The sequence below is a fragment of the Pseudomonas sp. Y39-6 genome, assembly GCF_023651955.1.
Lineage (GTDB): Bacteria > Pseudomonadota > Gammaproteobacteria > Pseudomonadales > Pseudomonadaceae > Aquipseudomonas > Aquipseudomonas veronii.
The window spans coordinates 4,154,941-4,180,285 of the sequence record NZ_CP069594.1 but is presented as its reverse complement, the minus strand read 5'-3'; the positions used below and the strand labels follow the sequence as shown (position 1 = coordinate 4,180,285).

General features: G+C 64.2%; 26 protein-coding genes. 17 read left to right on the top strand and 9 right to left on the bottom strand.

What is annotated here, in order from left to right:
• Positions 1-131 precede the first annotated feature (131 nt).
• The 3 genes from JN756_RS18780 (at position 132) to JN756_RS18770 (ending at position 2,647) form a co-directional block, all read left to right on the top strand.
• On the top strand, positions 132-731 hold the full coding sequence (locus tag JN756_RS18780) for a TetR/AcrR family transcriptional regulator (protein WP_046383030.1): 600 nt from the start codon (positions 132-134) through the stop codon (positions 729-731).
• A 26-nt stretch (positions 732-757) separates the two neighbouring features.
• Positions 758-1,435, top strand: coding sequence for a type 1 glutamine amidotransferase domain-containing protein (locus tag JN756_RS18775; protein WP_108525139.1), 678 nt, complete (start codon positions 758-760; stop codon positions 1,433-1,435).
• Between the two features lie 87 nt (positions 1,436-1,522).
• On the top strand, positions 1,523-2,647 hold the full coding sequence (locus tag JN756_RS18770) for an alkene reductase (protein ID WP_017846692.1): 1,125 nt from the start codon (positions 1,523-1,525) through the stop codon (positions 2,645-2,647).
• 59 nt (positions 2,648-2,706) lie between these two features.
• Here JN756_RS18770 and JN756_RS18765 read toward each other — a convergent pair whose 3' ends face one another.
• Positions 2,707-3,705, bottom strand: a complete 999-nt coding sequence (locus tag JN756_RS18765; RefSeq protein WP_201021171.1) for an NAD(P)H-quinone oxidoreductase — start codon at positions 3,703-3,705, stop codon at positions 2,707-2,709.
• The gene (locus JN756_RS18760) at positions 3,702-4,934 is read right to left on the bottom strand and encodes a YbfB/YjiJ family MFS transporter (RefSeq protein WP_057004382.1); all 1,233 of its coding nucleotides are present in this window, start codon (positions 4,932-4,934) and stop codon (positions 3,702-3,704) included. The genes JN756_RS18765 and JN756_RS18760 overlap by 4 nt, the downstream gene beginning before the upstream one ends.
• A gap of 111 nt (positions 4,935-5,045) precedes the next feature.
• Here JN756_RS18760 and JN756_RS18755 point away from each other — a divergent pair, with 111 nt between their 5' ends.
• Both JN756_RS18755 and JN756_RS18750 read left to right on the top strand, forming a co-directional pair.
• Positions 5,046-5,921, top strand: coding sequence for a LysR family transcriptional regulator (locus JN756_RS18755; protein ID WP_017846689.1), 876 nt, complete (start codon positions 5,046-5,048; stop codon positions 5,919-5,921).
• A 77-nt stretch (positions 5,922-5,998) separates the two neighbouring features.
• Entirely contained in the window at positions 5,999-6,385 is a 387-nt protein-coding gene (locus tag JN756_RS18750) for a DoxX family protein (protein WP_026139987.1), read from the top strand.
• 54 nt (positions 6,386-6,439) lie between these two features.
• On the opposite strand, the gene JN756_RS18745 is transcribed toward JN756_RS18750, so the two are convergent.
• The 4 genes from JN756_RS18745 to JN756_RS18730 form a co-directional block, all read right to left on the bottom strand.
• The gene (locus JN756_RS18745) at positions 6,440-7,258 is read right to left on the bottom strand and encodes an alpha/beta fold hydrolase (protein ID WP_108525145.1); all 819 of its coding nucleotides are present in this window, start codon (positions 7,256-7,258) and stop codon (positions 6,440-6,442) included.
• Between the two features lie 90 nt (positions 7,259-7,348).
• Positions 7,349-8,740, bottom strand: a complete 1,392-nt coding sequence (locus JN756_RS18740; RefSeq protein WP_201021170.1) for an alginate export family protein — start codon at positions 8,738-8,740, stop codon at positions 7,349-7,351.
• A gap of 10 nt (positions 8,741-8,750) precedes the next feature.
• Positions 8,751-9,647: a hypothetical protein gene (locus JN756_RS18735; RefSeq protein ID WP_057004379.1), complete on the bottom strand. Its 897-nt coding sequence runs from the start codon at positions 9,645-9,647 to the stop codon at positions 8,751-8,753.
• 111 nt (positions 9,648-9,758) lie between these two features.
• Positions 9,759-10,070 (bottom strand): hypothetical protein, encoded by a 312-nt coding sequence (locus JN756_RS18730; protein WP_046383038.1) that lies wholly within the window; start codon positions 10,068-10,070, stop codon positions 9,759-9,761.
• Between the two features lie 216 nt (positions 10,071-10,286).
• On the opposite strand from JN756_RS18730, the gene JN756_RS18725 reads away from it, so the two are divergent.
• From JN756_RS18725 to JN756_RS18715, 3 genes are read left to right on the top strand one after another with little or no spacing between them, the layout of a single operon-like run.
• Complete coding sequence (locus JN756_RS18725; RefSeq protein ID WP_126588347.1) at positions 10,287-10,931, top strand: secretin and TonB N-terminal domain-containing protein; 645 nt, start codon at positions 10,287-10,289, stop codon at positions 10,929-10,931.
• Positions 10,928-11,473 carry an RNA polymerase sigma factor gene (locus JN756_RS18720; protein WP_017846682.1) on the top strand — a complete coding sequence of 182 codons (546 nt, stop codon included), beginning with the start codon at positions 10,928-10,930 and terminating at the stop codon, positions 11,471-11,473. Before JN756_RS18725 ends, JN756_RS18720 begins: the two co-directional genes overlap by 4 nt.
• Before the next feature lie 37 nt (positions 11,474-11,510).
• Positions 11,511-12,437, top strand: a complete 927-nt coding sequence (locus JN756_RS18715) for a FecR family protein (RefSeq protein ID WP_057004378.1) — start codon at positions 11,511-11,513, stop codon at positions 12,435-12,437.
• A gap of 702 nt (positions 12,438-13,139) precedes the next feature.
• On the opposite strand, the gene JN756_RS18710 is transcribed toward JN756_RS18715, so the two are convergent.
• Together JN756_RS18710 and gspH are read right to left on the bottom strand one after the other, a co-directional pair.
• On the bottom strand, positions 13,140-13,751 hold the full coding sequence (locus JN756_RS18710; protein WP_046383039.1) for a type II secretion system protein GspJ: 612 nt from the start codon (positions 13,749-13,751) through the stop codon (positions 13,140-13,142).
• The gene (gene gspH, locus JN756_RS18705; RefSeq protein WP_046383040.1) at positions 13,748-14,200 is read right to left on the bottom strand and encodes a type II secretion system minor pseudopilin GspH; all 453 of its coding nucleotides are present in this window, start codon (positions 14,198-14,200) and stop codon (positions 13,748-13,750) included. Before gspH ends, JN756_RS18710 begins: the two co-directional genes overlap by 4 nt.
• Before the next feature lie 92 nt (positions 14,201-14,292).
• Between gspH and JN756_RS18700 the strand changes: the two genes are divergently transcribed.
• Positions 14,293-14,724, top strand: coding sequence for a type II secretion system protein N (locus JN756_RS18700; RefSeq protein WP_201021169.1), 432 nt, complete (start codon positions 14,293-14,295; stop codon positions 14,722-14,724).
• Here the strand turns inward: JN756_RS18700 and gspI are convergent.
• A complete protein-coding gene (gene gspI / locus JN756_RS18695; protein WP_017849134.1) occupies positions 14,711-15,097 on the bottom strand; it encodes a type II secretion system minor pseudopilin GspI in 387 nt (128 codons plus the stop codon). The genes JN756_RS18700 and gspI overlap by 14 nt on opposite strands.
• A 148-nt stretch (positions 15,098-15,245) precedes the next feature.
• On the opposite strand from gspI, the gene gspG reads away from it, so the two are divergent.
• The 8 genes from gspG (at position 15,246) to JN756_RS18655 (ending at position 25,244) form a co-directional block, all read left to right on the top strand.
• Positions 15,246-15,695, top strand: a complete 450-nt coding sequence (gspG, locus tag JN756_RS18690; RefSeq protein ID WP_108525149.1) for a type II secretion system major pseudopilin GspG — start codon at positions 15,246-15,248, stop codon at positions 15,693-15,695.
• Positions 15,696-15,703: 8 nt separating this feature from the next.
• Positions 15,704-16,594, top strand: coding sequence for a type II secretion system minor pseudopilin GspK (gspK, locus tag JN756_RS18685; protein WP_201021168.1), 891 nt, complete (start codon positions 15,704-15,706; stop codon positions 16,592-16,594).
• Complete coding sequence (gene gspL, locus JN756_RS18680; RefSeq protein ID WP_201021167.1) at positions 16,591-17,676, top strand: type II secretion system protein GspL; 1,086 nt, start codon at positions 16,591-16,593, stop codon at positions 17,674-17,676. The genes gspK and gspL overlap by 4 nt, the downstream gene beginning before the upstream one ends.
• Entirely contained in the window at positions 17,669-18,181 is a 513-nt protein-coding gene (locus JN756_RS18675) for a type II secretion system protein M (RefSeq protein ID WP_017849138.1), read from the top strand. The genes gspL and JN756_RS18675 overlap by 8 nt, the downstream gene beginning before the upstream one ends.
• Positions 18,178-20,481 carry a type II secretion system secretin GspD gene (gene gspD, locus JN756_RS18670; RefSeq protein WP_126588325.1) on the top strand — a complete coding sequence of 768 codons (2,304 nt, stop codon included), beginning with the start codon at positions 18,178-18,180 and terminating at the stop codon, positions 20,479-20,481. The genes JN756_RS18675 and gspD overlap by 4 nt, the downstream gene beginning before the upstream one ends.
• 501 nt (positions 20,482-20,982) lie before the next feature.
• Positions 20,983-22,401 carry a type II secretion system ATPase GspE gene (gene gspE / locus JN756_RS18665; RefSeq protein ID WP_177030137.1) on the top strand — a complete coding sequence of 473 codons (1,419 nt, stop codon included), beginning with the start codon at positions 20,983-20,985 and terminating at the stop codon, positions 22,399-22,401.
• A complete protein-coding gene (gene gspF / locus JN756_RS18660) occupies positions 22,401-23,612 on the top strand; it encodes a type II secretion system inner membrane protein GspF (RefSeq protein ID WP_017849141.1) in 1,212 nt (403 codons plus the stop codon). The genes gspE and gspF overlap by 1 nt, the downstream gene beginning before the upstream one ends.
• Before the next feature lie 459 nt (positions 23,613-24,071).
• Complete coding sequence (locus tag JN756_RS18655) at positions 24,072-25,244, top strand: substrate-binding domain-containing protein (protein WP_046383046.1); 1,173 nt, start codon at positions 24,072-24,074, stop codon at positions 25,242-25,244.
• The last annotated feature ends 101 nt before the right edge of the window (positions 25,245-25,345 follow it).

Sequence of the window (25,345 nt, the reverse complement as noted above, 5' to 3'; positions counted from 1 at the left end):
TGCCGGGAAAACGGCAACCGGGTTCGGCGCATGTCCGCAATCCTTGCGGATATGACATTGTGGGCGCCCGGCCCGGCTCCTAACATTCACCCCATGCACTAGACGACTGGTCTAATCGGACGGAGTGAAGCATGCACAGCGCCAGCAAAAGTCCACGGCAGACCATTCTCGACGCGGCGCAATCGATTGTCGGCGCCAAAGGGTTTTCTGCGGTGGGGTTGAACGAAATCCTGCAAGCCGCCGATGTGCCCAAAGGTTCGTTCTATCACTACTTCCACTCCAAAGATGCATTCGGTGTGGTATTGCTCGACCACTACTTCGATCACTACGTAGAGGGCATGACGCAACTGTTCGAGCAGCCCGGGTTGTCCCCGCGCGCCAAGTTGATGCGCTATTGGCAAGGCTGGATCGACAACCAGACCGGCTGCACCGACGCGGGCAAATGCCTTGCCGTCAAACTCGGTGCGGAAGTGTCAGACCTTTCAGAACCCATGCGCTTGGCCCTGGATCGCGGCACGTCGAGGACCATCGCCTTGCTTGCCGGCGCGATCGGGCGCGGCGTCGAGGACGGTTCGCTGACAGTGGCGCAAGCCCCGCAAAGCCTGGCCCGGAGCCTGTATGCGTTATGGCTGGGGAGCAGCGTCATGAGCAAGATCACCCGTACATCCGCGCCGTTTGATCAGGCGCTGCTGCTGACCCGACAGCTGTTGGGTTGCCCTGACACACACTGACCTTAACCCTATCGAGGCACTGGAACATGAAAGTATTAATGGTACTGACCTCTCACGACCAGCTGGGCGATACCGGGCGCAAGACCGGTTTCTGGCTCGAAGAATTTGCCGCACCGTACTACGTGTTCAAGGACGCCGGCGCCGATGTGGTGCTGGCGTCCCCGGCCGGCGGCCAGCCGCCACTGGACCCGGCGAGCGATCAAGCGGATGCGCAGACCGAACAGACCCGCCGCTTTGCCGCCGACCCGGCCGCGCAGCAGGCCCTGGCCAACACCGTCAAGCTGGACACGATCAACACCGCCGACTTCGACACCGTGTTCTATCCAGGTGGCCACGGCCCACTGTGGGACCTGGCGGAGTCGCCGGTGTCCATCGCCCTGATCGAGGCGTTCGAGCGGGCCGGCAAGCCCATCGGTTTTGTCTGCCACGCACCGGGTGCCTTGCGCCACGTCAAGGCGGTCAATGGCGCGCCGCTGGTCAAGGGCCGTCGCGTCACTGGCTTTTCCAACGCGGAAGAAGCCGCGGTCGGCCTGACCGATGTGGTGCCGTTCTTGATCGAAAACGATTTCAAGGCACTGGGCGGCAAGTATGAGAAGGGCGCCGATTGGCAATCCTTTGTGCTTGAAGACGGTTTGCTGGTCACCGGGCAGAACCCTGCCAGTTCCAGCGCTGTTGCCAAGACCCTGCTGAAGCTCACCGCATAAGTTAATCAACGGTTTTAAACCTGCATGGATTGGCGGCTCTCAAGAGCCGCCAACGGTTTCGCTCGTCCTGAATTTGGAATCTTTCAAATGACCCACAGTGTTTTAAGTACCCCGATAAAACTCGGGCATCACACCTTGGCCAACCGCGTCGTCCTGCCACCGCTGACGCGTCAACGCAGCGCGCAACCCGGCGATGTCGCCACTGAGCTGATGGCCGAGTATTACCGTCAACGCGCCTCGGCCGGTTTCATGGTCAGCGAGGGCACTCAGATCGAGCCGCGTGGCCAGGGTTATGCCTGGACGCCGGGCATCTACACCCCGGCGCAGATCGACGGTTGGCGCACCGTCACCGACGCGGTGCATGCCGAAGGCGGGGTGATCTTCGCCCAGCTCTGGCATGTGGGCCGGGTGTCCCACAATGCGTTGCAGCCTGACGGCGCCGCGCCCGTCGCACCGTCCGCGCTCCAGGCCGAACAGGCGAAGGCGTTCATCGCCACCGGGCCTGGCCAGGGTGAACTGGTCCAACCGCCCGTGCCCCGTGCCTTGACCACCCTTGAGGTCAAGGCATTGGTCGGGCACTACGCACAGGCGGCACGCAATGCGTTGGACGCCGGGTTTGACGGGGTGGAGATCCATGCGGCCAACGGTTACCTGGTCAACCAGTTCATCTCGGCCCACGCCAACCAGCGCGACGACGAGTACGGTGGTTCGCTGCACAACCGTCTGCGTTTTTTGCGGGAGATTGTCGAGGCTGTGAGCCAGGTGGTCGGCCCGCAACGCCTGGGCGTGCGCTTTTCGCCGTTGTTCAGCGGCACCGACCAGGACCGCGTGTACATCGGCCTGGTGGAAGACGACCCGCACCACACCTACCTGGAAGCGATCAAGGTGCTGCAAGCGGCGGGCATCGCCTATGTCTCGATTGCCGAAGCCGACTGGGACAACGCCCCCGACCTGCCCGACACGTTCCGTCAGGCCGTGCGTGACACCTTCACCGGGCGGATTATCTACGCCGGGCGTTACACCGCCGAGCGCGGTGCGCGGTTGGTCGACGCGGGGTTGGCCGACCTGATTGCGTTCGGGCGGCCCTTCATTGCCAACCCGGACTTACCGCAACGGCTCTTCAATGGCTGGCCGTTGAATCCGCTGCGGGCGGAGGGGATGTATGGTGGCAATGAAGTGGGCTATATCGATTACCCGGTGCATGCCCAATAGGTCATTTCTTGTGCGAGCTGTCGGGCCCTGCCAAGGCCCGACAGTGACGGCATCAGGCGTCACGCCACCTGCAACACAATCTTGCCGATATGATCCCCACCTTCCATCCGGGCATGGGCCTGGGCGGCGTCGGTGTAGGCGTAGACCTTGTCGATGATCGGCAGGCAACGCCCGGCGGCCAGCACAGGCCATACCTGTTCGCGCAGCTGTTCGGCGATCATGGCCTTTTCCTCGCGGGTGCGGGGGCGCAACAGTGAACCGGTTAACACCGCGCGTTTGCCGAGGATGGTCAGCAGGTCGACGTCATGCGCCTTGCCGCCGCCGAGAAAGCCGAGCATGACCAGGTGACCGTCCATGGCCAGGGCCTTGAGGTTATTGTTCAGGTACGAGGCCCCCATGATGTCGAGGATTACATCAACCCCCTGATCGGCGGTCTTCTGTGCGATGACGTCGGCGAAGTCCTGCTCGCGGTAGTTGATCGGTTCGGCGCCCAGCTTGGCGATGGCGGCGCATTTGTCGGCGCTGCCGGCGGTGGCGAAGGCCTCGATACCGAATTCGCGGCAGAGCATCAGCGCGGTGGTGCCGATGCCACTGGTGCCGCCGTGGATCAACACGCGCTGGCCTTTATGCGCGCCGGCGAGGCCGAACAGGTTGGACCACACCGTGAAGAACGTTTCCGGCACGGCGGCGGCTTGAATCCAGTCCATGCCCTTGGGGATCGGCAACGCCTGGCTGGCGGGCACCGCGCAAAACTGCGCATAGCCGCCGCCATTGGTCAGGGCACACACCTTGTCGCCAATGGCGTATGCGCTGACGCCGTCGCCGAGCGCCACCACTTCACCGGCCACTTCCAGCCCCGGAATCAGGCTCATGCCGGGTTTCAGCGGGTACTTGCCGGCGCGTTGCAGGGCGTCCGGGCGATTGACCCCGGCCGCCTGCACACGGATCAGGATCTCGCCGGGGCCCGCCACCGGTACGGCGACCCGCCGCGGTTGCAGGACGTCGGGGCCGCCGGGCTGGGTGATTTCGATCAGGGTCATTTCGTGCGGGAGCGTCATTCGAGAGTTCCTGTGGCGATGAGCGTATGGGTTGGGACCGCCTCTGACGGGCGGCGGTTCAGCAGGATCATGCCCAGTTCCAGCAGCAGCGCGACCACGATGGCCCCGGCCGCGATCATGAACAACAGGGCATGCTGGCCGCCGCTGCCGTTGAACAGCGCCGAGTAGGCAAAGCCTGCCAGCGCCTGGAACGTGGCGAAAGATACCGTAGCGCGGCTCCAGGCGAGCTGTTGATGGTGATGGTTGGGCACCAGCTCATGAACCCGCGCCAATGCCAGCGGCACGATACCCGGCGGGAACGAACCGAGGATCACCGCCAGCAGCGCCAACGCGGTGAACGAACTGGAGATCGGCAGCAGGCCGACCGCAATCGCCTGCACCGCCAGCACCAGGCGGATGCTCAGGCGCGCACCGAGCTTGTCGGCGAGAAATCCATACGTGACCGGGCCGACAATCGCCCCCAGGCCGTACATTACCCAGATCATCGCCCCGACGTGCGGCCCGGCCCCCAGGCCACGGGCGACGTAGTCCACCAGGAACACCATGGCTGGCACCAGCCCGGCGGCCATGAACGCGTATTGCCCAAACAGCAGGTATACGCCCGGCGGGGTCGCGACGGATGCGTTGGCTTGCGGTGCCGCTTCATGCAGGGTGCCCGAAGGCCAGCCGAACCAGCTCGCTGCCGTCAATACCAGCGCCAACAGGCCCAGGCCGAACCACGTCTGTTGCAAACCCAGGCTCAACAACGGCGGCACAATCGTCCCGGAGCCTGCAATGCCCAGGCCGATGCCGAGGAAGATCGCGCCGCTGGCCAGGCCCCGACGCGCCGCGGGTACGTGGGGCAACACCGTCGCCGCCACCAGCACCATGATCGCGCCCCCGGCGATGCCCGACAGCAGGCGCCAGGCGAAGAACCAGAGCAACGACAAGGGAAAGCCACAGGCAAAGAACGCCAGGGTCACGGCCACCATCATCAGCCGCAAGGCGGCCGTGTTCGAGGTGCGCCGGGCGAGGGGCCGTCCGATCAGTGCGCCGACCAGGTAGCCCACCAGGTTGGCGGCGCCGAGGTACACCACGTCACTGGCGGCAAACCAGTGAGCCTGGATCAGCGAGGGGATCAGCGGGGTATAGGCGAAGCGCGCCAGGCCGATGCTGACCAGGCTGGCGCACAGGCCGGCGAAGATCGGTAACCACAGTGCGCGGCGGGGCGGGGTGTGAGTGTCGGGCATGACGGCGGTCCTGAGGGTTTTCTCTGGCGCTCAGCATAGCCCCGTTGCATGATGCAATAACGCTGCGAGTATGCGGCACATCGATGCATATATGCAGCATAAGGAGAGGGCATGAATTGGGACGATGCACGGGTCTTCCTGGCGGTGTGCCGCGAGTCGACCTTACGTGGCGCGGCGCGGGTGCTGGGGGTTGACCAGGCCACCGTCGGCCGACGGATCAACGCGCTGGAAAAGTCCTTGAGCGCCACCCTGTTCCTGCGCACCTCCGAAGGCTACGCGCTGACCGCCGTCGGCGAAGCCGCCCTGCGCAGCGTGGAAAAAATGGAGCGCTCGGCCCTCGAGCTGGAGCGCCAGATACAAGGCTTGGACGAACGCCTGACCGGCACCGTGCGGGTCAGTACCACCGACTCGTTGGCCATCGATTTTCTGATCCCGGCGATTGCCCGCTTGCACGAGCAGCACCCCGACGTGCGCGTGCATCTGGACGCGTCCACCCAGTTTCTCAGCCTGGCCAAGCGCGAAACCGACATCGCCGTGCGTAACATGCGCCCGGACAGCCCTGACCTGATCGCGCGGCGTATCGCACGTTGGCCGGTTGGGTTGTTTGCCTCCCAGGCTTATATCGACCGCCACGGCGCACCGGAGCCCGGCAGCCTGTTCGAAGGCCATGATCTGGTGGTGTACCACGCCTATCTGCAGAGCCAGAAGGACATGACCCTGGTCTGCGAACCCCTGGGCCGCGGCCGCATCGCGGCCACCCTGAGCTCCGGCCTGCTGGTGCGCCGTTCCATTGCCGCCGGCATCGGTATCGGTGAAATGCCGGTGTGTACCGGCGAACGCGACGGGCTGGTGCGTCTCTGGCCGGAGCGCACTCGGCCGATGCCTTACGACGTCTGGCTGGTGACCCACGCCGACCTGCGCCACACCGCGCGGGTGCGGGTGGTGATCGATGAAATCGTCGCGGGGTTTGCCGGCACCGGGGAGTGAGGTCAGCACACGCTTGCAAGCTCGCCGGCATCTTTGCGCACACAATCGGCGGCAGTCATCTCACGGACAGGTCGCTTATGAACGAATCAAGAAATCAGGATGTGGGTCTGCTGTTTCTGCGGGTCAGCGGCGCACTGTTTCTGTGTTGGGTGCATGGCATGCCCAAACTGCTCAATTACAGCGAGCAATTGAAACTGATCGAAGACCCGTTTCACCTCGGCGCCCACGTCACGTTGCTGCTGGCGATTGGCGCCGAAGTGCTGTGCCCGCTGTTGATCATCGCCGGGGTGCTGGTGCGCCTGGCCTGCCTGCCGATCCTCGCGGTGCTGTTGATCGCGATGCTGGTGGTGCACCCGGAGTGGACGTTGCTGGAAGGGCAGTTCGGCTGGCTGCTGTTGATCATTTTCACCAGCGTGCTGATCGCCGGGCCGGGTCGCTTCACCCTCGGTCAGCGTTTTGCCTGAGCAAAAAAAGGCCGGGCAAGCCCGGCCAAATAAGGAGAGCGGGATCTAAGCGGTTCAGCGGTTCAGGAACGCCAGCAGGTCTTCGTTCAATGCCTGGGCGTGGGTCACTGCAAACCCGTGCGGCGCGTCTTTGTAGACCTTCAGCTCGGCGCCCTTGATCATCTCGGCCGCTACCTTGCCGGTGGTTTCGAACGGTACGATCTGGTCGCCATCGCCGTGGATCACCAGGGTCGGCACGTCGATCTTGGCCATGTCCGGGCGGAAGTCGGTCTCGGAGAAGGCGGTGACGCAATCCACGGTCGACTTGAGCGATGCCAGCAGGGCGATCTGCAGGGTTTGCGTCAGTACGCCGTCGGAGACTTTCTGGCCTTTGTTGATGCCGAAGAACGCCGAGTTGAAATCAGCAATGAACTGCGCCCGATCCTTCAGCAGGCCGGCCTTGATACCGTCGAACACATCGGTGGGCACACCCTGCGGGTAGTCCGGTTTCTGACCGAACAGCGGCGTCACCGCGCCCAGCAGCACCAGGCCGGCGACACGGGCACTGCCGTGGCGGGCGATGTAGCGCGCGACGTCGCCGCCACCCATGGAAAAGCCGACCAGGGTCACGTCCTTGAGGTCCAGGTGTTCGATCAGTTGGGCGATATCGTCGGCAAAGGTGTTGTAGTCGTTACCGCTCCACGGCTGATCCGAGCGCCCGAAACCCCGGCGGTCAAACGCAATGGTGCGAAAGCCGCGGCTGCTCAGGTATTCCATCTGGTATTCCCACATGTCGGCGTCCAGCGGCCAGCCATGGCTGAACAACACGGGTTTACCGCTGCCCCAGTCCTTGAAGTAGATCTGGGTACCGTCTTTGGCAACGAATGTGCTCATGGAAAACTCCTTGGTTGAGGAACGAAAAACATCAGGATCACTATTGCCCCAAACCGGGCAACGGGCTTGTATGGGTGTGCTTGCTTGGGTTCACCAACTGAACTTGAGCTCTACCCCCAAATAATGACTGTCGTCGCCTCCGGCATCGCGCAAGGTCCGGCCGACTGCGTAATGCACCGCTTCAACCGCGCCGCTGAGGTTTGGCGTAAATACATAGTCGGTACGCAGTTGAGCGTAAGCACCGGTCCAGCGATCACCCTGGCCTGCGGTGCCGGCGACCGGCAAGTTCGGCTGGGTGTAGACCGCGTCGCTGGTGGTCTGCCGCCAGAGCAGGCCGACGGCGGTCTGCACGCTCAGCTTGTCGACAGGCTGAACGGTGATCGAGGGCTTGACGTGAATCAGGTTGCTGTAGCCCGTATAGCCCGCCAGGGAAAAATAGTAGCCGTTGGGAAACAGCGGGTTGAAAGTGCCGAGGGTGCCGTCGCCGGCTTTACGGTCGCCCGAGGCAATATCCAATTGCAGGCCGATGCGCGGTTTCCACGCCAGGCTATCGAAGGTGTATCCGGTGCGGCTGCCGCCGGCCCAGGCGCGAATGTCCTTGTGGCCTACCGAGCCGCTTTGCAGCATGGCTTCGATGTCCCAGTCGAAACCCTGGGCCGCCCCGCCCAGGCGTGCGTCGACGAAATGGCGGGTTTCATCGCCGTCCGCATCCAGATAGTGCGCGGCGCTGCGCTCATACACGCCGTAGTAGGCTGACAGTTCATTCTTGCCGCCTACCAGTCGCTCGACCCGCAGCATATGAAAGCGCGCATCGCTGTTGGATGTGTCGTCGAAGTGCCGCCCGTCCTGATACTGCACCGGCTGGCTGGCGATGCCGATAAAGCGCCACTGACGGGTCTCCCAGTCGGCCCACAGCGCATCAAAGGATTGCCGCACATTCGGGCCGTCCCGCGACGAGATGAAACGCTGCAAGTCAAAGGCAAAGTCCTGGCGGCCGATACGGCTCTTGAAGGTGCCGGCGTCGAAGGTGTTGATGTATTCGGCGAAGGCCAGGCGTAGGTCCACGCGGTTCTGATCGGCGCCGCCGATCGTGGTCTTGTCGTAGGCCCGCACATCTTCGAGTTGGGTGAACACACGCCAGTTTTCATTCAAGTGCAGGTCGGCATGGACCTGGAAGCGTTGGAGCAAGTAGCTATCACGGGCCACATTGTGTACGCCAAAACCGCTGGCATCGTTCATCTCGAAGCGCTCGCGCAATGTTGCGCCGAGGGACAGGTAGGTGAATGGGTTGGCGCTGGACAGCGGGAGGTACTTCAAGCTGTCCAGTGGCTGCGTGCGCAGCGCCGGATCGCTGAGTACGGACCAGTCTTCCTGCCAGCGGTTGGTCTTGATCGCCGGTCGCGTGGCCAACTCGTCTGCATGGCCACTGCTGGCGAGCAGCGGCCACAGCACAGCCAGGCCCCAGCCGGTGCGTCGAGTCATTGGCATGGGCTCAGTGCACCGTATTGAGCTGGTGAATTTCCGCGATATAGCCGCCCGGGAATTCAACCAGCGCGCTGCGCCGGTTTTTACTGGTGAAGGCCGGCACCAGCACTTTGGCACCCGAGCCGGTGGCTTTACCGAGCGTGGCGGTCAGGTCCGCCACTTGGTAGCCGGTGGTTTCATGCCCAAACGGGTAGGGCAGTTGGCCGTTAGTGACCAGCACCGTCATGCGTCCGAACGGCGATTCGATCTCGACGCGCCGGTAGGTGCCGCTGACCTGGCCCACATCGACCGCGGATGCGTGCTTGTCATCGGCCAGCACCTTGCCATGGGAGAAGCCCAGGAACGACCGGATGAACGTGTCGGCGCGATCGGCGGAGAGGTAAACGCGGTTTTCCGGTAGGGTCTGGAACGCCGCGTAGTCTGGGGTCTTGGTGTGCCAGTAGAGCTGCATGTTCACACCACCTGGCCATTGGATCACCGCGTCCCGGCCAATCGGGTCGGGAAAATCGCTGACGATCACCGCCGCACCGTTGTCCCGGGCGGCTTTGAGCGCTGCGTCCATGTCCTTGACCAGATAGCCGTTGCGCTCCTGGCCGAACGGATGCGGGATGGGGGTGGTGAAGCCAAACAGCGACACTGTGCCTGCTGGCGTCTGCAGCAACTGCGAGGTGGTGCTGCTGGGCACCGGCAGCACATTCACCACCACCTGAGGCGTGCTCCTGCCGCCGAAAGTGGCGAGGAAGCTCTGGGTGAAACGGTCCACATCGGCCGGGGCGACGTACACATGGCTAGTGTCATATTGCGGTGCCACGGCGACCGCTGGCGTCGCCGCAAAGGCGCAGTTCATCATGGCGCCGGTCAACAGCGTCAATGCCAGCGATACCGTTCTCACTTTTTTGTACATGCCTACTCTCCCGCCTTTTTGGAAAGTCAGGAGATTAGGGGGTAGGGCAGCCAAGCGAATTGTATGGGCGTGCTCGGTTGAGCGGTTCAGCCTTGATGGCCTGTCAGAGGTTCAAGGCCGCTGCGGTTTGACCGACGTCCCGAACGTATTGCCCATGCGAATGCTGGTCGCCGCCGGGGTGGACAGTCCCACCTGATTCGGCGGCCGCTTCTGCACCGGTACGTTCTGCGCCTCGCGGTTTTTCTGCGCCGCCTTGGCCGCGTCCGCGTTGTTGCCCATCTGCTGGCCCAGGCAGCCATAGTCAGGAGCCTTATAGCCATCCACCGTCACCTCGGTGCAGCCTTTGGCGGCGGTTTCGGCGTGGGCGAGCAGGGGCAGCGCGGTACACAGCAACAGGCTGGCGAGGGTGGGGAGTCGCTTCATGGGGCCTCCTGGCGGGCCTGGGGAATTGGGCCGATAAGGCTTGAAAGTGTAGTGCAGCGGGTTTCCCATCACCGTGATGTTTTTTTTGCTATCACCGTAACATCAGGTTCATAAACTGGCCTCAGGATGACGGTTTTCAAGGACACGTCGGCCGTGCAGCGATGCAGAGCGGGGGGTGAACAGTGGGGCTTGCGGCGCGCCATCGGTGCCCTGGCCTTGCTGTTGCTGCTGGCGCTGGGTACCCCGGCGAGGGCAGAGCCGCCGCTGTTGATACTGGACCTGCCGGCACAAGATCTGGAACACGCACTGCAAGCGTACAGCCGCGCCACCGGCATGGCGGTGCTGGTCGACCGTGAACTGACGCGGGGCCGGCGCTCCATCAGCGTGCGCGGGCGCTTCACGGCGCAGGAGGCTTTGGCGATGTTGCTGACGGGGAGTGGCCTGATGGCGCGCTATGCACGCAGTGACGCGTTCACCTTGCAACTGCCCGAGGTCAGCCAACCCCCTGCCGCCCGTGGTGCATCGGCACGCAACGCAGCACGGATCAACAACAGCTATGCCGCGGCGTTGCAACAGGCGATCGAAACCAGCCTGTGCCGTTCGCCGTTGACCCACCCCGGCAGCTTCAGAGCGCTGGTGCAGGTCTGGGTCAGCCCTCAGGGGTTGATCGAATACAGCCGGTTGGTCAGTTCCACCGGCGATGAACAACGCGATGAAGCCCTGGTGCGCAGCCTGGGCGCTGCCCGGGTCGAACGCCCGGCGCCGAGCTCGCTGCGCCAGCCGGTGACTTTACTTTTGATGCCCGACACAACAGGAACGCGCATGGAATGCACAGCAGGGAAAGGAGCCTGGGGCGGATGAAAGATTCCGGGCACAGCACGATGGTCAGCCTGTTCCTGGCGTCCTACGAGGAGTTCAAGGTGCGTCTGCGCAAGCGCCTGGGCTCGGAGGACCTGGCCAACGATGTGCTGCACGAAACCTACCTGCGCGTCGATCGCATGGACATGCCGCCGAACCTGGCGCAGCCCAATGCCTACCTGTACCGCATGGCCTTGAACATCGCCGCCGATCGCCGCGAAGCCGACGCCCGGCTGTTGACCGGCAGCGAAGTCGAAGAGCTGCTGCAAAGCGCCGATGAAGCCCAGGACCCCTCGCGGGTAGTGGGCGGGCAGAAAGAAATCCAGTCCCTGGTCAAGGCGCTCTACGAACTGCCGGCGCGCCGTCGCAAGATCCTCATCGCCGCGCGCCTGGAAGAAGCGCCGCACCTGGAAATCTCCCAACGTTTCGGCATTTCCACGCGCATGGTCGAAAAGGAAATCAAGGCCGCCCTGGGCCACTGTGCCAAGCGCCTGGAAAGAAAAGTGATCCAGCGGTTCGGTCCCGGGGCCGGAAAACCGTCTTAGTGTTGAGTCCCTGATAAATCCGTGAGTATTTGCGCGCTTGAACATTTTTAGCCTCTCCACCGCCCGGGCAACCCCCGCCAGCCCATTGCACGATGAAGCCCGCGACTGGCTGCTTCTGCTGACCTCGGGTCGGGCCACCGTAGCCGATGCCAAGGCCCTGAAAGCGTGGTGCGCCCAGAGCCCGGAGCATGCCCAGGCGTTCGAGCAGGCCAAGACGTTATGGCGGCAAGTGGGCACAGCGGCTGAACAGGCGCAGCCCCCGCGCCATTTTGGCCGGCGAGCCTTCCTCGGCGGCGCAATAGCGGCGTCGGCGGCGTTGGTGATGGTGGGCGTCGGCGCCCCGGGTGGGCTGGCCGGCTTGACCGCGGACTATCGCACTGCGGTCGGCGAGCAGCGCCAGGTACTGTTGAGCGACGGCGTGAGCCTGGAACTCAATACCCAGACGCGCATCAGCCGGGTGGGGCAGGGGATCGAATTGCTCGAAGGCGAAGTCGAAGTGCTCGCCCATGTGGCCCAGCCGCTCAAGGTCCAGGCCGGCGCTGGCTGGGTCAGTGCGGCACAGGCGCGGTTCAATGTGCGGCATACCGATCGCAACGTGTGCGTCACCTGTATCGAAGGGTGGCTGTCGGTGGATGTCGCCGGACGCACTGTACACATGGAGAGTGGCCGGCAACTCACCTATGGCGCCGCCGGGATCGGCGCGGTGGAGACGGTGGACGCCCAGGCGGTGGTGGCTTGGCGCGAGCAGGTGCTGGTGTTCAACAACGCGACGCTGGCGACGGTGGTGGACGAGATCAATCGCTACCGGCCGGGGATGCTGGTGTTATTGAACAAACAACTGGGCCAGCGCCGGGTGCAGGCGCGGTTCAGTTTGCAGCAATTGGCGGGGGTGGCGTTGTTGATTCGTGATGCGTATGGGGCGAAGTGTACGGAATTGCCGGGGGGGGTGGTGTTGTTGAGTTAGGTTGACCGGGCATTTTTTTTGGATTGGGTTGGATTGAGTACATATCCGTTATTTAGGTTACGGCGGCTTATGGTTCCGGTCCGTACAAAAAGCCCCAAAGTAACCAAAGGGCTCTTGCCCCACCACTTGGTGCCTCGCCTAAGATCAAAAGCCAAAGCGAGGCGGCCTTATAGCTGACCTGATCCTGGAAGCCGAACCGGGTCAAAAATGTGGGAGGGGGCTTGCCCCCGATAGCAATATGTCAGCCACTACATGCATGACTGACCCACCGCTATCGGGGGCAAGCCCCCTCCCACATTTGGATCTCCATAGATCAGATAGACCTTGCTCTGCTCTTGATCTGCTTTTGATCTGCTTTTGCTCTGTTCTTGATCTTGATCTTAGGCGCCCCGTAAAACCACGCTGGCCGAACGCAGGTGTTACGCAGCGGGTAAACCGGCAGGGATGCCGGTTTAGCCGTCCCGGGCCATGGATGGCCCGTGACGGCGGCCCGCGGAGTAATGCCTGCGTTCGGGCACACCGAGCCTAGGCGAGGTGCCGAGTGGTGGGGCAAGAGCCCTTTGGTTACTTTGGGGCTTTTCCAAAGTGACCCGCTGTAAGAGCGGAACCCTAAGCGGCCGTTACCAAAAAAACGGATATGTCCCCCATCAAAACCCCAAGCCGCCATTACCGAAAAAACGAATATGCCCCCATCACCCACCCCTACCAAAGCGGCCCCACCACCTGCCGATACCGCTCCACCCCCTGCGCCGTCTGCCGCACCAGGCTCACCTCCAGCCCCAGCGGATCTTCCCGCCGATTCCCGCTCAACTGCCGCCAGCCCTTGTCCGCCTCCCAAACCCGCACCTGCAGATCACTGACCCCGGTCAACACCACCACCCCATCCTTAGCCGCCGGCAACGGAAAGCGATCCCGCGCCGGTGCGGCTGCGCGGTACAGGCTGTCGCCCTTGAGCCACCACCGCACCCGTTGCAGCCCATCCGCCGCGACCGGCGCGCTGCGGATCACGTCCAGGCGAAAGCCCTTGCTGTCGGAACTGCGCACCGTCACCGCCGCCAACCCGCTGGGCTTGGTTTTATCGGCTTGCAGAGAAGCCGGCACGCTCAGCTCCACGCTGGCGCGCATGTTGAGATCGCGCTGCAACTGGTTCAGCGCCCGCAACAACGCCTCGGTCTGTTCCGTGCTGGCCTGCAAGTGCTGATCCGCACGGGTCACGCTGTCGAGGCCGCGCCAGGCGATGAGGCTGACCAGCGCCATCAGCATGATCGCCACCATCACCTCAATCAGCGTGAAGCCTTTCTGCGAGGCACTCATGGCTGGCTCACCACGCGCATCAAACCGGCGGCATCACGTTGCAGGCTGAGGCGGTGTTGCCCGTCGGACAGCTCGACCCGCACCGGCGGGTTGATCCATTCGGCGTCGAGCACCAAGGTTTGCCGCGGCTCGATCGTGACCTGCATCGGCGTGCTCTCCCATAGGCGCGGGCGCAGTTGGGTGTCGCCCTGGAATGACTCCACGCCGAGGCCGTCATCGCTGCGACGGTTGAAGCGGAAACCCTTGGCGTCCGCGCGCCAGGTGATCGGCCGCCCATCGGCGCGGGCTTCGGCCTGGGCTACTTGCAGCAACTGACTCAAACGCTCGGCATCCTTACGCAGCAGGTGCAGCGGGTCGGGCTTGATGGTCAGGCTGATGGCGGCGCTGGCAATGCCGATGATCACCAGCACCACCATCAGTTCGATCAGGGTGAAACCTTGCTGTTTCATGGGGCGGCACCTGGAAAGCTGGCGAGGTTATGAAATAAAAACGTGCGAATTGGCCTGTAGGCTGATGCCACGGACAAACAGGAGGTCCACCCATGGCACTTGCCCTTCGTTTTTCTCCCGCCCTCGGCGTGCAGGCACTGGCCGTGGTTGCCGCGTTGGCCGGCGTGGCGGTCTGGACGCCGTTGCTGCTCACTTCCGCCGAATCCCACACGCCGCCGGTGGCCGCCGAGGTGTTGGCGGCGCGCAGCGATAACCCGGCGTTGCAGTGGTTTTCCACGGCGCCGACGGCATTGCAGGTCAAGGTCTCGGGGGTCTTGGCCGGAGCGCGGGGCGCGGTGGCGATCCTCAGCCTCAACGATGGCCCTCCGCGCAGTTTTCTGCTCGGCGAGCGCCTCAGCCCCGGCGTGCGCTTGACGGCCATCGCGGGTGACGGTGTCGAGATCGAACGCGGCGGCGAGAAGGTGCGCGTGCAGCTCGACACGTTGCTGCAGGCGCCCGCATTGCCACGCCTCACTCGGCCTTGACCTGCGGCCTGGCCAGGGTCGTCGCCAGGCGCGCCAACGGCGGCGCCTCGCGGCTGGCGTCCCGCACCTGCACATCGACCTGCACCAACTGACTGTCGGGGCTGTTGCTGAGGGTCTGCTCGCAACGCAGTTTCAAGCGGCCCTGATCGCACGCGAAGGTCTTCTTACCGCTGCTCAAACGCCCCTCCAACTGCAACTCCGCCAGCCGGCTTTGCGCCGCCAGCATCGCCATCGACTTGTCGCGCAACAGGCCGTTGCTCTGGGTCATCAACCCGGCCACGCGCACGGCCGCGGCCATGGCCACCGCGATGATCGCCAGCGCCACCAGCACTTCAATCAGGGTAAAACCTCGCTCGTTGCGGTGCCTGCGCATGGCGTTCTCAAAGCCTGGAAACAGGTGCGCAGCCTAGCGCTGGCAGTTGACCGATTGGCGACCGAAACTCCCGAGGATTTTCAATACGACTGACATGTGTTCTTGCAACACTGCGCCCCGAAATGCACTCAAGCCAAGGAATGTCGAGATGGATATCGCACGCCTAACATCCCCACTGCCAGGCCCTCGCGGCCAGCGTGGCTTCACTCTGATCGAGATCATGGTGGTGGTGGTCATTCTCGGGATTCTGGCGGCGATGGTGGTGCCCAAGGTACTCGACCGTCCGGACCAGGCGCGGGCCACCGCGGCGAAACAGGACATCGGCGGGTTGATGCAGGCGCTGAAACTCTATCGCCTCGACCACGGCAGTTACCCGACGATGAACCAGGGCCTCAAAGTGCTGGTGGAACGCCCGGCGGATGCGAAAAACAGCAACTGGCGCGCCTACCTCGACCGTCTGCCCAATGACCCGTGGGGCCGTCCTTATCACTATCTCAACCCAGGCGCCAACGGCGAGGTCGATGTGTTCTCCCTGGGCGCCGACGGCCAACCGGATGGCGACGGCGTGAATGCCGATATCGGCTCCTGGCAGCTGTAAGGCGCGCGATGAAACGGGATTCGCCCGCAGCGGCGAAGCAGCGCGGCATGGCGATTATCAGCGCGTTGCTGATCGCGGCGGTGGTGGCGGTGATCGCCGGCGCCATGCTCACGCGCCAGAGCGTATTCACCCGCAGCGTGGAGGCCGAGCAATTGCGCATTCAGGGTCAGTGGCTGTTGCAAGGTCGCCTGGAACACAGCCGCCTGTTGCTGTGGGAGGCGCGCCAGAAGGACGTGCTGACGCGCCTCGATCAGCCGTGGGCGCGGCCCCAGGGCGGGGCGTTTGAAGGGCGCCTGGAGGACGAGCAGGGCAAGTTCAACCTGCGCAACCTGGTCAATCGCCAGCGGCTGGACGCCGAACAACTGCAAGCTTTCGAGCGCCTGTGCCGCCTGATCGACATCGACCCGGCCGTGAGCCGACGTATCAGCCGGCGAGTGATCGCCTCCTATGATCAACGTACCAACAAGACGCTGCTGCCGGCGCGCTACCCGATGCTGCGCAGCCTGGATGACCTGAGCGGTATCGAAGGGCTCGACCCGCTGTTGTTACGACGCCTGCAGACCTTCGTCGGCGTGCTGCCCGGCAATACCTGGGTCAACGGCAACACCGCCAGTGCCGAAGTGCTCAGCGCGGTGGTGCCGGAACTCAGTCTGGCCCAGGCCCAGGCATTGGTGGCCGAGCGCGACAGCGGGCGCTGGTTTATCAACCGTGGCGATTTCGTCAACCGCCTGCACCTGCCTCAAGTGGCGGTGGACAGCGTGCAAGTGGGCATCACCAGCGAGTGGTTTCGCCTGCAGGGCCAGGTACGCCGTGAACAGCGCCGGGTAACGATCGACGCGTTGTTGCATCGCCCCGAAGACCGCCGGCCCCAGGTGATCTGGTCGCGGGTGGGCGCATGAAACGCCTGCGGATCGGCTTGCCGCCACTCGATCAACTGACGGTCGACAGCCAGGTGCAATTTGCCTGGCTGGAGCGTGGCACCGTGGTGAGCGAGGGTTGCGAAAGCCTGCAGCAGTTGGGCCGGTCCAAGCCGTCGGTGGAGTGCTTCCTGCACCCCGCCGACAGCCTGTCGACCAGCCTCGAGCTGCCGCCGCTGGCCGCCGCCAAAACCGCCGCCGCCGTGGCCTGTGCCGCACAGGCGTTGATCCTCGGGCCGGTGGAGCAGATGCAGGTGGCCCACGGCCCGCGCGACAGCGATGGGCGCGTGCAGGTGGCCTGGGTGTCCAAGGCCGGGTTGGAGCGCCTGGGCCAGGTGTTGGCGCAGGGCCAGTTCAGGTTGCGCGGCCTGTACCCGGCGCCGTATGCCTTGCCGCTCGGCGCCGCGGCCATGCACGACGGTTATTTGCTGACACGCCATAGCCTGCACCAAGCGGCGGTGCATCCGCTCGGGCAACAACAGGTGTTGGATCAAGGGCTGGAGGTGCCGCTGGCGCCGGAGGCGCAACGCTGGAGTGGCGCCGTGCCTGGCTGGGGCTTGCACGGCCGCCTCAACCCACCGGCGAGCGGTGGCTGGGGCAGGGCGCTGGCCGCTGTCGCCCTGGCCACTGCCGTCTGGACCCTGGGCCTGAACCTGTACGCCGCGCGCCAGGCGGGCGAAGGCCAGCAGCTCAAGGCGCTGCTGAGTCAGCAGGTGCGCCAGGCCTTCCCCGAATTACCGGTGATCCTCAACCCCTTGCAGCAGGCCCGCCAACAGTTGGCCGCCCGCCAAACCGGCGCCGCCGCCGACCCCGCCCAGCGCTTTGGCAGCCTGCTGCAAGTAGCCGGCAGCAGCCTGCCGTTCATGGTCGGCAACGTCGACAACCTGAGCTTCGAACAGGGCCGCTTGCACGTGGGCTTGCTGGCCGACAGCCGTAGCCCGACGGCGCCGGGCGATGGGCAAGCGGCGCTGGCCCAGGCCGGGTTTAGCGCGACCCGCGATGAGCATGGCTGGACGTTGGGTCCGGTGGAAACCGCCGAAAAACCGGGAGCCGTCGATGAATAAGTGGCGCCGTCTACGCAGCCAGGCCCAGGCGTTCTGGAGCGGCCTGGCCCTGCGCGAACAACGCATGCTCAGCGGCGCCGGCCTGGTGCTGGCAGGTCTGTTGACCTGGCTGGTGCTGATTCAGCCGCCCTTGAAGACGATCGCGTATTGGCAGGCCGAAACCCCCAAGTTGCGCACCCAGGCCGCCACCTTGCACGCGCTGTTGCAGGGCGTCGCGGCGCCGCGGCCCGCCGATGCCGCCACGCTGCAACAGGCCCTGGACAGCGCCGGCCTGCAAGGTCGCTACCAGTTGCAGGCGCTGGATGCCGGCGCCTGGCGCCTGAGCTTCGACAACGCGCCGGCCGATGCGGTGATGGACTGGTTACTGGGCAATCCCCGTTCGTTTTCCCTGGAGGTGTCCGAGGCGCGCTTGCAGCGTAGCGCGGACGCTATCGACAACTCGGCCGGCACTGTGTCCGGGACCGTTCGCATGGATCAGGCGCTTGGCGCTAAGGAAGCTTCATGAAGTGGTCAGTCCCCAACCCTGCGCCTTTTCGCAAGATCGCGCCGCTGCTGTTACTGGCCTTGAGCGCGTGCAGCAACAACCCGTCGCCGACCAAGCCGTTGCAGGTGGACAGCGAACTCGGCCAGCCCCTGGCCGACACCCGGCGCAGCAGCGAGAGCGTGCTGGAGCGCCAGCGCGAGCCGGCGCCCAAGCCCCGCGTCCAGCACCCGCTGACCAACAGCGCCCGTGGCCACGCGCCGGCTGCGGTCAAGACGCGCAACCCGCTGGGCGATCAGCCGGTGCAGTTGAATTTTGTCGATGCCGATATCCAGGCGGTGGTGCGCGCGCTGTCCCGTGCCACCGGCCAGCAGTTTCTGGTCGACCCTCGAGTCAAAGGCAACCTGACCCTGGTCAGCGAAGGCCAGGTGCCGGCGCATCAAGCCTACGACATGCTGCTGGCGGCGCTGCGCATGCAGGGCTTCAGCGTGGTCGACGTCGGCGGCGTGGCCCAGGTGGTGCCGGAGGCCGATGCGAAGTTGCTCGGCGGGCCGATCTACAGCGCCGGCAGCAGCGGCATGCAGACCCGCACCTTTCGCCTGCAATATGAAAACGCGGTGAACCTGATCCCGGTGCTGCGCCCGATCGTGTCGCCGAACAACCCGATCAACGCCTACCCGGGCAACAACAGCATCGTCATCACCGATTACGCGGAAAACCTTGCGCGAGTGGCGCAGATCATCGACGGCATCGACACCCCCAGCGCCATCGACACCGACGTGGTGATGGTGCAGAACGGCATCGCCGTGGACATCGCCGCCATGGTCAGCGAACTCCTGGAAACCCAGGGCGCCGACCAGACCCAGAAGATCAACGTGATCGGTGACCCGCGCTCCAACTCGATCATCATCCGTTCCGGCAGCCCCGAGCGCACCGAGCTGGCGCGCAACCTGATCTACAAACTCGACAATGCCCAGAGCAACCCGAGCAACATGCACGTGGTCTACCTGCGCAACGCCCAGGCCGGCAAGCTGGCGCAGTCGCTGCGCGGCTTGCTCACCGGCGAGAGCGAGTCCGGCGTCAGCGACGAGGCGCGGGGCAAGCTCAGTGCCATGGGCGGCAATGCCCAGAGCACCCAGGGCAACAGCACCGCGCAGAACAGCAGCGGCACGCCCACCGGCAGCGGCGTGCAGGCCGGGTATGGCCAGGACAAACCGGCGACCGGCAGCAGCCCCAGCGATCAGAACACCGCGTTCAGCGCCGGCGGCGTGACGATCCAGGCCGACGCCACCACCAACACCTTGCTGATCTCCGCGCCGGACCCGCTGTACCGCAACCTGCGCGAAGTGATCGACATGCTTGACCAGCGCCGCGCCCAGGTGGTGATCGAAAGCCTGATCGTCGAAGTCAACGAAGACGACGCCAGCGAGTTCGGCGTGCAGTGGCAGGCCGGCAACCTCGGCGGCAAGGGCGGTTTTGGCGGGGTGAACCTGGGGGGCAGCGGGGTGAATGGCACGTCGACCAGCAAGACCAGCATCGATGTGCTGCCCAAGGGCCTGAATATCGGCCTGGTCGATGGCAGCGTCGACATCCCCGGGATCGGCAAGGTGCTCGACCTCAAAGTGCTGGCCCGCGCCTTGAAGAGCAAGGGCGGCACCAACGTGCTGTCGACACCGAACCTGCTGACCCTGGACAACGAAGCCGCGAGCATTTTTGTCGGGCAGACCATTCCGTTCGTCACCGGCAGCTATGTGACGGGCGGCGGCGGCACCAGCAACAACCCGTTCCAGACCGTGCAGCGCGAAGAAGTGGGGCTCAAGCTCAACGTGCGCCCGCAGATTTCCGAAGGCGGCACGGTGAAGCTGGATATCTACCAGGAAGTCAGCAGCGTGGACGCGCGGGCGTCGGTGGACGCGGGCACGGTGACCAACAAGCGGGCGATCGATACCAGCATCCTGCTGGACGACGGGCAGATCATGGTGCTCGGCGGGTTGTTGCAGGACGGCTACAGCCAGAGCAATGACGCGGTGCCGTGGCTGTCGGATATCCCGGGGTTGGGCGCGTTGTTTCGCAATGAAAAGCGCAGTGTGAACAAGACCAACCTGATGGTGTTTTTGCGCCCTTACATCATTCGCGACAGTGGCGCGGGGCGCAGTATCACGTTGAACCGCTATGAGTTCATGCGCCGCGCCCAGGGAGGCTTGCAGCCGGAGCGCAGTTGGGCAATGCCGGATGTGCAGGCACCGCAGTTGCCGTCGGTGGAGAAGGCGATTCCGGGGGCTGGGCCGAGGGCGGTGATCAGGGCGGTGCCGGCTCGTGATTGATATTGAGCGAGTGCAGATCCGGGGCTTCGCTAACGGCGGCTTATGGTTCCGCCCTCACGGCGGGTCACTTTGGAAAAACCCCAAAGTAACCAAAGGGCCCTTGCCCCACCACTCGGCACCTCGCTTGGGCTCGGTGTGCCCGAACGCAGGCTTGCGTGGTTTAAGATCAAAAGCGGCTCGCTTCGCATCGTGTTTACGCGGGGGGGCGGTGTTTTTTCATGGCCTGGATTTGTGCCACAACTCCGCTGCAATCAATGCAGTGCCCAGACGGGTGCAGTCGGATTTGACTGAGAATTCCTGGGCACTCACCGCTTCAAAATGTGGGAGGGGGCTTGCCCCCGATAGCGGTGGTTCAGTTACAGATGAATTGACTGACACACCGCTATCGGGGGCAAGCCCCCTCCCACATTTACAGTGCGCGGCGGCCCGCCGTAAGGGCGGAACCATAAGCCGCCGTTACCGCAGCAACGGATATGTACTCAATCCAAAAGGGTCAACCCCATGAGCCTGCTGCCCTACGCCTGGGCCAAATCCCAACGCATCCTCCTGCGTCCCGGCGAGGCCGGCCTGCTGCTGACGGTCTGCCCGTCGACCCCCGGCTGGTCGATCAGCGAAGTGCAACGTCAGTTCGGCCAGAGCCGCGTTGAACAGGTGCGCGATGATGAACTCGACGGCCTGCTCGCCAGCGCCTATGCCGACACCGGCAGCGCCGCTGCGGTGGTCGGTGCCGCCGAAAACGAAGTCGACCTCGACCGCCTGATGCAGGACATGCCCGAGATCACCGACCTGCTCGACACCCAGGACGGCGCGCCGGTGATCCGCATGATCAACGCCTTGCTGACCCAGGCCGCCCGCGATGAGGCCAGTGATATCCATATCGAACCCTACGAAACCCACTCCGTGGTGCGCTACCGCGTCGACGGCACCCTGCGCGACGTGGTCTCGCCGCGCAAGGCGCTGCATGGCGCGCTGGTGTCGCGGATCAAGATCATGGCCCAGCTCGACATCGCCGAAAAACGCCTGCCCCAGGACGGCCGCATCGCCCTGCGCGTGGCCGGGCGGCCGATTGATATCCGCGTGTCGACAGTGCCCACCGGGCATGGCGAGCGCGTAGTGATGCGCTTGCTGGACAAGCAGGCCGGGCGCCTGCAACTGGAGACCCTGGGCATGGAGCCGCAACTGCTGGCGCGCCTCGACACGCTGATCCGCCAGCCCCACGGCATCGTGTTGGTCACCGGGCCCACCGGCAGCGGCAAGACCACCAGCCTCTATGCCGCGCTGGCGCGGCTGGATGCGAGCACCAGCAATATCCTCACTGTCGAAGACCCGGTGGAGTACGACTTGCCGGGCATCAGCCAGATCCAGGTCAACGCCAAGATCGACATGACCTTCGGCCTGGCCTTGCGTGCGATCCTGCGCCAGGACCCGGACATCATCATGATCGGCGAAATCCGCGACCTGGAGACCGCCCAGATCGCCGTGCAAGCCTCGCTCACCGGCCACCTGGTGCTCGCCACCCTGCACACTAACGATGCGGTGTCGGCGGTCAACCGCCTGATCGATATGGGCGTCGAACCGTTCCTGCTGGCGTCTTCACTGTTGGGCGTGTTGGCCCAGCGCCTGGTGCGGCGCCTGTGCCCGCACTGCAAGCAGGCAGACCCGGCCGTGCCGGGCACCTGGCGCCCGGTGGGCTGCGCGCAGTGCAACCAGATCGGCTACAGCGGGCGTACCGGTATCCATGAATTGTTCTGCGTCGACGACGAGGTGCGCAGCCTGATCCACCAGGGCGCTGGCGAGCAGGAGCTGCGTCTGGCGGCACGCCGCGCCGGCATGTTCAGCATGCGTGAAGACGGCGAGCGCTGGGTGCGCAGCGGCACCACCGCGGCCGAAGAAATCCTGCGCGTAACACGGGACGCCTGATGAATCGCTATCGCTATGAAGCCGCCGACGCCAGCGGCAAGGTCGAGGCCGGGCACCTGGAGGCGGACAGCCAGAGCGCGGCGTTTGCCGCGTTGCGCAGCCGTGGCCTGACCGCGCTTCTGGTGCAGGTCGAAGGCAATCAACAGGCCGCGGGCGGCAGCAGCCTGTTCAGCGCCAAGCTGTCGGACAACGACCTGGCCTGGGCCACGCGGCAACTGGCGAGCCTGCTCGGCGCCAGCCTGCCGTTGGAAGCGGCGCTGAGCGCGACGGTGGAACAGGCCGAGAAAAAACACATCGCCCAGACCCTGGCCGCTGTGCGCGCCGATGTGCGCGGCGGCATGCGCCTGGCCGATGCCCTGGCGGCACGGCCACGGGACTTTCCGTCGATCTACCGTGCGCTGATCGCGGCGGGGGAGGAGTCCGGCGACCTGGCTCAGGTGATGGAGCGCCTGGCCGACTACATCGAGGAGCGCAACAACCTGCGCGGCAAGATCCTCACCGCATTCATCTACCCCGGCGTGGTGGGGCTGGTGTCCATCGGCATTGTGATTTTCCTGCTCAGCTACGTAGTGCCCCAGGTGGTCAGCGCGTTCTCCCAGGCGCGCCAGGACCTGCCGGGGCTGACGCTGGCGATGCTCAACGCCAGCGACTTCATCCGCGCCTGGGGGTGGCTGTGTTTTGCCGGGATCGTCGGCAGCTTCTGGGGCTGGCGCCTGTACCTGCGCGACCCGGTGGCGCGCTTGAACTGGCACAGCCGCGTGCTGCGCTTGCCGCTGATCGGGCGCTTTGTGCTGGGCCTGAACACCGCCCGATTTGCCTCGACCCTGGCGATCCTCGGCGGTGCTGGCGTGCCGCTGTTGCGCGCCCTCGAAGCCGCGCGCCAGACCCTGTCCAACGAGCGCCTGAGCCAGTGCGTCAACGACGCCACCGCCAAAGTGCGCGAGGGCGTCAACCTCGCTCCGGCGCTGGCGGTGGAGAAGGTGTTCCCACCGGTGCTGATCCACCTGATCGCCAGCGGTGAAAAAACCGGCTCACTGCCGCCCATGCTCGAACGCGCGGCGCAGACCCTGTCGCGGGACATCGAACGCCGTGCCATGGGCATGACCGCGTTGCTCGAGCCATTGATGATCGTGGTGATGGGCGCGGTGGTGCTGGTGATCGTGATGGCGGTGCTGTTGCCGATCATCGAGATCAACCAACTGGTGACCTGAATGTGGGAGGGGGCTTGCCCCCGATTGCGATGGGTCAGTCTATGCATCTTTGGCTGACACTCCCTCATCGGGGGCAAGCCCCCTCCCACATTGGACCCTACCTGTTCAGTTGATTTTGGGGTGGGCCGATACCGCCAGCCCGCAACCTCGGGTTCATCGTTTCGTCACAGCCAAGCCCCTCGCCGCAGCCTACGCCGCCTTGACGAAACCCCCACTGAAACCGCGCTGTCACCTGCCTCCAAACCGCTCAAAACCATGACCAAAACACCCGAGAATCTTTTTAAAAATCAAGCCCTTCCTCCCGAGGTTTTTTCCCTTAGCTGTCATCGGAAGCTGCGAAATTCTCTAGCCATGGCCTCACCCCCAGCCCCCCCCGGAACACGGCTTGGGACCGAAGCCATGGCGTCATGCAAGAGCCATCTACCTCAAACGTACAAACACGACGAAAGGAGATTCTTCATGTTTAAGCGCACTATGATCGCGGCCTCTTTGGCAGTTGCAGCACTGGCTTCGGCCCAATCCATGGCCGCAGTGGTCGGTGGCGGGGCCACCTTGCCGGAAAAACTCTACGGCAGCACTGCCACATCGACGACGGCTACCGGCATCCTCTCTGCCAGCATTCCAGGTTTTAGCCCCTACATCGGTGTGGGCAGCGGCGACGGCAAGAAGGCGTTCTTCGGTAACGATTCGACCAAGCTGAAATTGGCCTCGGGTATCACCGTTGACTATGCCGGTAGCGATTCGGTGGTGAGCGCCGCGGAACTGGCTGCTTACAACGCTGATACCGTTAAAGGCCGCGCCGCCTATGGCCCGCTGGTTCAAGTCCCGGCTGAAGCCACTTCGGTGACCGTGCCTTACCACATCGACGGTAAAACCTCGCTGCAGCTCACCAGTGCTCAGTTGGCTGATATCTTCGCCGGCAAGATCACTAACTGGAAAAACGTGCAATTCAACGGGGCTGCCGGCCCAGACCTGCAGATCAAAGTGGTCTACCGTCAGGAAACCAGCGGGACCACCGAGATTTTTACCAACCACCTCAAAGCGGTAAAACCCGCGTCGGTACCGAATGTCAGCAACAGCTTCGTCACCGCCATCGGCTTTGACCCCGCCACCAGCGCTCCGGTCGGTTCAAGCTACCTCGCTGTAACCGGCAGCCAAGGTGTCGCCACCGCGATCACCAATAACAACGGTGCCATCGGTTACGTCAGCCCTGACTACGCAGCGTTCAACAGCGCCGCCGCCGTTGCCTCGGTCAATGGCTTCCTGCCGACTGAAGTGAACGTTCAAGCTTCTCTCGATACTATTGCGCCACCGACCGTCGGTTCCGCCGCCGCCACCGACCCGTTGAACTGGGTCCCTACGTTTGCCAACCCGACTGCGGGCTACCCCATCGTCGGCTACACCAACCTGGTCTTCAGCCAGTGCTACAAAGACACCGCTGACAACACCCGCATCCAGACTTTCCTGAAACGTCACTACACCGGCGTGAACAACGCGGCTATCAGCAGCCACTCGTTCATTCCGTTGTCCACTACCTGGCAGAAAGCGGTCTACGACAACTTCGTTGCCACCACCAGCTCGCTGCGCATCGGCGACACCAACACCTGCAACGGTATCGGTCGTCCGCTGTAACACCCCGTCTCGACAGGGTTGGCCCCACAACCGGCAATGACTTCGCGTCATTGCCGGTTTTGTCGTTGTGCATCGCGACCCGCCAGTTGAACCGCGTTGTA